The organism is Bradyrhizobium sp., assembly GCF_016213215.1.
Classification (GTDB): domain Bacteria; phylum Pseudomonadota; class Alphaproteobacteria; order Rhizobiales; family Xanthobacteraceae; genus Bradyrhizobium.
The window spans coordinates 1-7788 of the sequence record NZ_JACRAW010000057.1 but is presented as its reverse complement, the minus strand read 5'-3'; the positions used below and the strand labels follow the sequence as shown (position 1 = coordinate 7788).

At 62.5% G+C, this 7788-nt stretch carries 8 protein-coding genes and 1 pseudogene; 7 read left to right on the top strand and 2 right to left on the bottom strand.

What is annotated here, in order from left to right:
* The 7 genes from HY852_RS10535 to HY852_RS10505 form a co-directional block, all read left to right on the top strand.
* Window positions 1–1720, top strand: a 1720-nt coding sequence (locus HY852_RS10535) for a molybdopterin-dependent oxidoreductase (RefSeq protein WP_291604568.1), incomplete at its 5' end; no start/stop codon positions are given.
* Window positions 1717–3249 carry a nitrate reductase subunit beta gene (narH, locus tag HY852_RS10530; protein ID WP_291604567.1) on the top strand — a complete coding sequence of 511 codons (1533 nt, stop codon included), beginning with the start codon at window positions 1717–1719 and terminating at the stop codon, window positions 3247–3249. The genes HY852_RS10535 and narH, both read left to right, overlap by 4 nt.
* Window positions 3249–3977, top strand: a complete 729-nt coding sequence (gene narJ / locus HY852_RS10525; RefSeq protein ID WP_291604566.1) for a nitrate reductase molybdenum cofactor assembly chaperone — start codon at window positions 3249–3251, stop codon at window positions 3975–3977. The genes narH and narJ overlap by 1 nt, the downstream gene beginning before the upstream one ends.
* A gap of 10 nt (window positions 3978–3987) precedes the next feature.
* Window positions 3988–4704: a respiratory nitrate reductase subunit gamma gene (gene narI / locus HY852_RS10520; protein WP_291604565.1), complete on the top strand. Its 717-nt coding sequence runs from the start codon at window positions 3988–3990 to the stop codon at window positions 4702–4704.
* The gene (locus HY852_RS10515) at window positions 4701–5534 is read left to right on the top strand and encodes a peptidylprolyl isomerase (RefSeq protein WP_291604564.1); all 834 of its coding nucleotides are present in this window, start codon (window positions 4701–4703) and stop codon (window positions 5532–5534) included. Before narI ends, HY852_RS10515 begins: the two co-directional genes overlap by 4 nt.
* A gap of 98 nt (window positions 5535–5632) precedes the next feature.
* Window positions 5633–5908, top strand: coding sequence for a hypothetical protein (locus HY852_RS10510; protein ID WP_291604563.1), 276 nt, complete (start codon window positions 5633–5635; stop codon window positions 5906–5908).
* 15 nt (window positions 5909–5923) lie between these two features.
* Window positions 5924–7111 carry an NnrS family protein gene (locus HY852_RS10505; RefSeq protein ID WP_291604562.1) on the top strand — a complete coding sequence of 396 codons (1188 nt, stop codon included), beginning with the start codon at window positions 5924–5926 and terminating at the stop codon, window positions 7109–7111.
* Between the two features lie 118 nt (window positions 7112–7229).
* Here the strand turns inward: HY852_RS10505 and HY852_RS10500 are convergent, their stop codons facing one another.
* The gene (locus tag HY852_RS10500; RefSeq protein WP_291604569.1) at window positions 7230–7553 is read right to left on the bottom strand and encodes a 2Fe-2S iron-sulfur cluster-binding protein; all 324 of its coding nucleotides are present in this window, start codon (window positions 7551–7553) and stop codon (window positions 7230–7232) included.
* Between the two features lie 44 nt (window positions 7554–7597).
* Window positions 7598–7788: pseudogene (locus HY852_RS10495) on the bottom strand (ferredoxin--NADP(+) reductase); the annotation flags it as partial.

Below are 7788 nucleotides of genomic sequence, written 5' to 3'. Positions count from 1 at the left end.
GTCGAAGGCGCTCAAATCCGGCGAATTGCAGCTGGCCTGCGAAGACCCGGATCACCCCGATAACTGGCCGCGCAACATGTTCATATGGCGCTCGAACCTGCTCGGCTCGTCCGGCAAGGGCCACGAATATTTCCTCAAGCATCTGCTCGGCACCACCCATGGCGTGCAGGGCAAGGACTTGGGGCAAACCGGAAAAGTGAAACCGAAGGAGGTCACCTGGCACGAAGACGGACCGAAAGGAAAGCTCGACCTCTTGGTCACGCTCGATTTCCGTATGTCGACCACCTGCGTGTATTCCGACATCGTGCTGCCGACCGCCACCTGGTACGAGAAGAACGATCTCAATACCTCCGATATGCACCCTTTCATCCATCCGCTCAGCGCGGCGGTCGATCCGGTGTGGGAGTGCAAGAGCGACTGGGAGATCTACAAGGCGATCGCCAAGAAGTTCTCCGAGGTCGCGCCCGAGGTGCTTGGGCTGGAAAAAGACGTGGTGATGACGCCGATCATGCACGACAGCCCGGGCGAAATCGCCCAGGCGCTCGACGTCAAGGACTGGAAGAAGGGCGAAGTCGAGCCGATCCCCGGCAAGACCATGCCGGCCATCGCCGTGGTCGAACGCGACTATCCCAATCTGTACAAGCGCTTCACCGCGCTTGGGCCGCTGATGAGCAAGCTCGGCAATGGCGGCAAGGGCATGAGCTGGAACACCGAGCATGAAGTCGATCTGCTGCAAAAGCTCAACGGCGTGGTGACCGAGGAGGGGGCGACCAAAGGCCTCGCTCGCATCGGTAGCGATATCGACGCCACTGAAGTGATCCTTTCGCTCGCGCCCGAGACCAACGGCGAAGTCGCGGTCAAAGCCTGGGCCTCGCTCGGCGGCTTCACCGGCCTCGAGCACACCCATCTCGCCCTCCCGAAGGAGGACGAGAAGATCCGCTTCCGCGACGTGGTGGCGCAGCCGCGCAAGATCATCTCGTCGCCGATCTGGTCGGGATTGGAGTCCGAAAAGGTCTGCTACAACGCCTGCTATACCAACGTGCACGAGTTGATCCCGTGGCGCACGCTCAGCGGCCGTCAGCAGCTCTATCAGGACCACCTGTGGATGCGGGCCTTCGGCGAGGCGCTCTGCGTCTATCGCCCGCCGGTCGACCTCAAGACGATCAAGCCGATCATCGACCAGAAGCCGAACGGCGAGAAACAGGTTGTGCTCAATTTCATCACACCACATCAGAAATGGGGCATCCACTCGACCTATACCGACAACCTGCTGATGCTCACCCTGTCGCGCGGCGGTCCGATCGTATGGATCAGCGAGAACGACGCCGGCAAAGCCGGCATCGTCGATAACGACTGGATCGAAGCCTACAACACCAACGGCGCGCTGGTCGCGCGCGCCGTCGTCTCGCAGCGCGTGAAAGACGGCATGTGCCTGATGTATCACGCGCAGGAGAAGATCGTGAACGTGCCCGGCTCCGAAATTACCGGGCAGCGTGGGGGCATCCACAATTCGGTGACCCGCACGGTGGTCAATCCCACCCACATGATCGGCGGTTACGCCCAGCAATCCTACGGCTTCAATTATTACGGCACGATCGGGACCAATCGTGATGAATTCGTCATCATACGCAAGATGGCGAAAGTCGACTGGCTCGATAAGCCGACCGCCGATCAGCCCGAACCTCTGGCCATCGCGCCCAAGATGGAGCTCGCAAAATGAAAATTCGCGCCCAAATCGCGATGGTGTTGAATCTCGACAAGTGTATCGGATGTCACACCTGCTCGGTCACCTGCAAGAACGTTTGGACCAGCCGCGAAGGCATGGAATACGCCTGGTTTAATAACGTCGAGACCAAGCCCGGCATCGGCTACCCAAAGGACTGGGAAAACCAGGACCGCTGGAACGGCGGCTGGCGCCGCAAGCGTAACGGCAAGATCGAGCCTCGCATCGGTTCGAAATGGCGGGTGCTGGCGAACATCTTCGCCAATCCGGATCTGCCGGAAATCGACGACTACTACGAGCCGTTCACCTTCGATTACGAGCACCTGCAAACGGCGCCCGAGCTGTCGGCGTTTCCGACCGCGCGGCCACGCTCGCTGATCACCGGCGAGCGGATGGAGAAGATCGAGTGGGGCCCGAACTGGGAGGAAATCCTCGGCACCGAATTCGCTAAGCGCTCGAAGGACTACAATTTCGAGGGCATCCAGAAGGAAATCTACGGCCAGTTCGAAAACACCTTCATGATGTATCTGCCGCGGCTGTGCGAGCATTGCCTCAATCCAGCCTGCGTGGCGGCTTGTCCCTCCGGCGCCATCTACAAGCGCGAGGAAGACGGCATCGTCCTCATCGACCAGGACAAGTGCCGCGGCTGGCGCATGTGCGTGTCGGGCTGCCCATACAAGAAGATTTATTACAACTGGTCGAGTGGAAAATCCGAGAAGTGCATCTTCTGCTACCCGCGCATCGAAGCCGGCCAACCGACGGTGTGCTCGGAAACCTGTGTCGGCCGCATCCGCTATCTCGGCGTCGTGCTCTATGACGCCGACCGTATCGAGCAGGCGGCGAGTGCGCCGAATGAGCAGGATCTCTATCAGGCCCAACTCGACGTCTTCCTCAATCCGCACGACGAGGCGGTCATCGCGCAGGCGCGCGCCGACGGCATCGCCGACAATTGGCTGGAAGCCGCACGACGTTCGCCGGTCTACAAGATGGCGATGGACTGGAAGGTGGCGTTCCCGCTGCATCCCGAATACCGCACGCTGCCGATGGTCTGGTACGTGCCGCCGCTCTCGCCGATCCAGTCGGCCTCCGCCGCCGGCAAGATCGGCCACGACGGCGCGATGCCGGACGTGCGTTCACTTCGCATCCCATTGAAATATCTTGCTAATCTTCTCACCGCCGGCAAGGAGGAACCGGTCGCGCTGGGTCTCGAACGCATGCTGGCGATGCGCGCCTACATGCGGGCCAAGACCGTCGATGGCGTGATCGACGAGGCCATCGCCAAGCGCGTCGGCCTTACCAGCCTCGCCATCGAGGACATGTATCAGATCATGGCGATCGCAAATTACGAGGATCGCTTTGTCATTCCGAGCGCGCATCGCGAGATCCACGAGGACGCTTACGACCTGCGCGGCTCGTGCGGTTTCTCGTTCGGCAATGGCTGTTCGGGCGGCACGACCGAGACCAACTTGTTCGGCACGCCCAAAGGCGGAAATAAGCGCGCCAAGACCCCGATGGAGGTCGTGTAATGCTCAAAAGCTTGAAGGCGTTATCGGCGTTGCTGACCTATCCGACAAACGAGCTGCAACAGGCCTGCGGCGAAATCAGCGAGGCAATCGAGAAAGAAACGGCGATCCCGTTGAGCCAGCGCGCCCAGCTGCACAAATTGCTGCGCGAGCTCGCCAGCGGCGATCTCTACGATCTGCAGGAACGCTACGTGCTGCTGTTCGACCGCACGCGCTCGCTGTCGCTGCACCTGTTCGAGCATGTGCATGGCGAGAGCCGCGACCGCGGCCAGGCCATGATCGACCTGAAGGCGCAATATGAGCAAAACAATTTGTTCATGAATGCGACCGAGCTGCCCGACTTTTTGCCGCTGTTCCTGGAGTATCTCTCCACACTGCCGGCGGCGGACGCCTGCGAGATGCTGGGCCAGCCTGCCCACATCTTCGCCGCCATGGCGGAACGCCTGCGCAAGCGCAAGTCTGCCTACGAAGCTGTGTTCCGCGTTTTGGTCGCGCTTGCAGCGGTCAAGCCGAAGGATGACGAAGTGGCGGCGCTGCTCACACTGCCCGATCCGGACGGCTACGACCTAGCGGCGCTCGATGCCGCCTGGGAGGACGAACCGGTCCAATTCGGTCCGACTGCCGGCGATGGCTGCAAGGACGGGCTGATCGCCCGTGTCCGCGGCGGCTTGCGCCCGGCGCCGGATATGCCGCCGGTAAACCCAACCCGCGCCGTCCCGCCGCGCCAATAAGGACAATATCATGCGCGAATTGATCAATTACATAGTCTTCGGCTGGTATCCCTATTTCTGCCTGACCACCTTCCTGGTCGGAAGCTGGCTACGCTTCGACCGCGAGCAGTACACGTGGCGCAGCGGATCGAGCCAGTTGCTGCGTCGCCGCCAATTGACCTGGGGCTCGAACCTGTTCCACGTCGGCGTGCTTGTTATCTTCGTCGGCCACTTCGGCGGCCTGCTGACGCCAATCTGGATCTTCGAGGCGCTCGGCATCTCGTACGGCCTCAAGCAGTGGATCGCGATCGGCGTCGGCGGCGTGGCCGGCATGATCGCTTTCATCGGTATGTCGCTGCTGGTGCATCGCCGCCTGTTCGACTCGCGCGTCCGCAAGACCTCCTCGTTCGGCGATATCGCGATCCTGCTGATCCTCTACGTGCAGCTCATCCTCGGTATGTCCACCATCTTCGTGTCGCTCCAACACCTCGACGGCCAAGAGGTGGTAAAGTTCATGACCTGGGCGCAGGGTATCCTGACGCTGCAGCCGGACATCTCGTCGGTGATTGCGGACGTGCATCCGCTGTTCAAGCTGCACCTGTTCCTCGGCATGACGATCTTCCTGGTTTTCCCGTTCACCCGGCTGGTGCACATCTGGAGTGCGCCGATCTGGTACGTCGGACGGCGCGGCTATCAGGTGGTGCGCACCCGGCGGAACGGCAAAGTTGCGGCGGAGTGGCCGCGATGAGCTGCGCGGTTCGCACCGGCATCCCGGGCGGCAAGCCGGTTTCGGTGACCGTGAATGGCACCGCGATCGCTCGCGATGCAATCGTACGCGAAATGCAGCACCATGCCGCGTCAAAGCCGATCGCGGCGTGGCAGCAGGCCGCGCGCGCGCTGGTCATTCGCGAGCTGTTGCTGCAGGAGGCGCGCCGGCTTGCCGTCGCGCCGCAGCCGATCAGCGATGCCGACGGGCGCCGCGAAACCGACGAGGAAGCCATGATGCGCGCGCTGATCGAGCGCGAGGTCACGGTGCCCGAGCCCGACGACGAAACCTGCCGGCGCTACTACGAGCATAACCGCGCGCGGTTCCGCTCGCCCGACATCTACGAGGCTTCGCATATCCTGTTCGCGGCATTGCCCGCCGACGCGCAAGCCTACGCGCGGGCGCGTCAGGATGCTGCCGCGGCGCTGGCCGAGTTGCGTTCGCAGCCGGAGCGATTTGCCGCGCTGGCGCAGGCGCACTCGCAATGTCCGTCGGCAGCGCAGGGCGGCAATCTCGGGCAGATCACGGCCGGGCAGACGACGCCGGAGTTCGAGCAGGCCCTCGTCGCGCTTGCCCCCGGCCAACTGTGTGAGGCGCCGGTCGCGACCCGCTATGGCTTCCATATCATCCGGCTCGAACGCAAGCATGAAGGTCGGACGCTGCCCTATGAAGTGGTCGCTTCCCGCATCGCGCACTATCTGCGCGAGAGCGTAAAGCTACGGGCCGATGCGCAATATGTCGCACGGCTGGTGTCGGCGGCGCGGATCGATGGCATCGAACTGGCCGGCGCCGATGCGCTGCGCGTGCACTAGCGCATGATCACGAACCGGTTTCCTGCCTTCGCGAAGCCCGCTTCGGCGAGCGAAGGAAGGTCGGAACAGATCATGCGCAAGCAAATGAAGGAACCGTCATGCTCGGTGATTTGCTGGCCAGTCTGACAGACGAGACGACGGCGGTCGAAACGATTCTTGGCGCCGGCGACCTGGCGCTGCTGACGGCGGTGCGGGAACAGGCCGCCGCCGCCGGCGTCGAGCTGGCGGCCTATGTGAGCCAGACGGTACGCCACTACGCCAACGAAGCAACCGACGAGGAATGGATCACCCTGATGGGAGCGATCAACCGCTCGCCGGACCCCGGCGCCACCTGCCTGAAGCGGGCCTTCGAGTACGTATTGCAGCAACACTAGAGGTGCCAAGACCCAATGAGTCCAATTCCCCGTTTGCGCGACCATCGTGGGCCAGCTTTGCTGTCCTACGGGTTCCGGCCGTTCTTTCTGCTCGGCGCCATTTACGCAGGCCTCACCATCCTCGCCTGGCTGCCGATGTTCCACGGCGAGTTGGAAGTCACGAGCGCCTTCGCGCCGGTCGACTGGCACGTCCACGAAATGCTCTACGGCTACCTGCCGGCGATCGTCACCGGCTTCCTGCTCACTGCGATCCCGAATTGGACCGGACGACTACCGATCCAGGGCGCGCCGCTGCTGGTGCTGGTCCTACTGTGGGTGGCAGGCCGTGTCTGCGTCACCATGTCCGCACAGATCGGCTGGCTGCCGGCCGCGATTGTCGATGTCAGCTTTCTGGTCCTGGTCATCGCCGCCGCCACGCGCGAGATCGTCGCCGGCAACAACTGGCGAAATCTCAGAGTCATCGGCATGGTGGGATTGCTGCTCGCAGGCAATGTTGCCTTCCATATCGAGGCCCATATTCGCGGCCATGCCGAATACGGCACCCGCATCGGCATTGCCGCCATCGTGCTGCTGCTTGCGCTGATTGGCGGCCGTATCATTCCCAGTTTCACCCGCAACTGGCTGGCGCGCGAGAACCCTGGCCGCTTGCCGGCCCCGTTCACCCGTTTCGATGGCGTAACGATTGCTGTGAGCGCTGCGAGCCTTGCGCTCTGGAGCGCGCAGCCGTCCGGCCGCGTGACCGCGGCCGCGCTCGCCGTCGCTGCAGTACTGAATGCCGTACGGTTGGCCCGATGGGCGGGGAATCGCACCTTGCGCGACCGCCTGGTACTGATCCTGCACGTCGGCTACGCCTTCGTACCGCTCGGCTTCCTGCTGGTCGGCTTAGGCGCGCTCGATATCGTTACAGCGAGCGCCGGACTCCATGCCTGGATGGTGGGGGCGGCGGGCACCTTGACGCTCGCAGTGATGACCCGCGCCAGCCTCGGCCACACCGGCAATGCGCTTATCGCTTCGCCGGCGACGCAGGCGATTTACGCGGCGATCGTCGTCGCTGCGCTCGCACGCATCTGCTCGTCGCTGCAACCGGCCTGGTTCGAATCGACTCTGTACATCGCGGCCTTTGCCTGGGCCGCCGCGTTCTTGGGATTCGCCGTGGCCTATGGGTCGCTGCTCGTAAGACCGAAACCGGGAACGTCGCAGTAGCGCGCAACAATCGTCAGACAATTTAAAGAGCATCGCACGGCGAGGAATTCGGTCTAGGCGCGTTCGTTGTAGGCTCGATTCTCGTGAATTTGGCCACGTTGCCGTTTCCGCGCGAACATCAACGCCCCTGATAGGCCGGCGTATGCACAATCAGGCCGTCGAGCGCTTCCGTCACCTTGATCTGGCAGGACAGCCGCGAGGTCGGCTTTACCTCGAAAGCGAAATCCAGCATGTCCTCTTCTTCCGGCGAGGGCTTGCCGACCTTTTCGCTCCAGGCGTCGTCGACATGCACCAGGCAGGTCGCGCAAGTGCAGGCGCCGCCGCATTCCGCGACGATGCCGCCGATCTGATTGCGCAACGCCGTCTCCATCACGGTCGAGCCGATTTCGCCCTCGACGGTGTGTTTGGTGCCGTCATGTTCGACAAAGGTGATCTTGGCCATTTTTGTATTGCTCTCGCTGGAGCGGGACAATTCTTGCACGTCACTCATGCGACACCCAATTTCTTCTGCAGGCTGGTCGACGAAGTCGTGTACTGGAACACCAGCCGTTTGTCGGGATAGACGTAGTGGTAGACCTTTTGCGCCATCAGGGCGGCTTCGTGGAAGCCGGATAAAATCAACTTGAGCTTGCCCGGATAAGTATTGATGTCGCCGATCGCGAACAGGCCGGGGATCG

What these genes read in the sequence shown, in the direction of transcription:
- narH (WP_291604567.1), top strand. Translation starts at nt 1,717, where the DNA reads ATGAAAATTCGCGCCCAAATCGCGATGGTGTTGAATCTCGACAAGTGT.
- narJ (WP_291604566.1), top strand. Translation starts at nt 3,249, where the DNA reads ATGCTCAAAAGCTTGAAGGCGTTATCGGCGTTGCTGACCTATCCGACA.
- narI (WP_291604565.1), top strand. Translation starts at nt 3,988, where the DNA reads ATGCGCGAATTGATCAATTACATAGTCTTCGGCTGGTATCCCTATTTC.
- HY852_RS10515 (WP_291604564.1), top strand. Translation starts at nt 4,701, where the DNA reads ATGAGCTGCGCGGTTCGCACCGGCATCCCGGGCGGCAAGCCGGTTTCG.
- HY852_RS10510 (WP_291604563.1), top strand. Translation starts at nt 5,633, where the DNA reads ATGCTCGGTGATTTGCTGGCCAGTCTGACAGACGAGACGACGGCGGTC.
- HY852_RS10505 (WP_291604562.1), top strand. Translation starts at nt 5,924, where the DNA reads ATGAGTCCAATTCCCCGTTTGCGCGACCATCGTGGGCCAGCTTTGCTG.
- HY852_RS10500 (WP_291604569.1), bottom strand. Translation starts at nt 7,553, where the DNA reads ATGGCCAAGATCACCTTTGTCGAACATGACGGCACCAAACACACCGTC.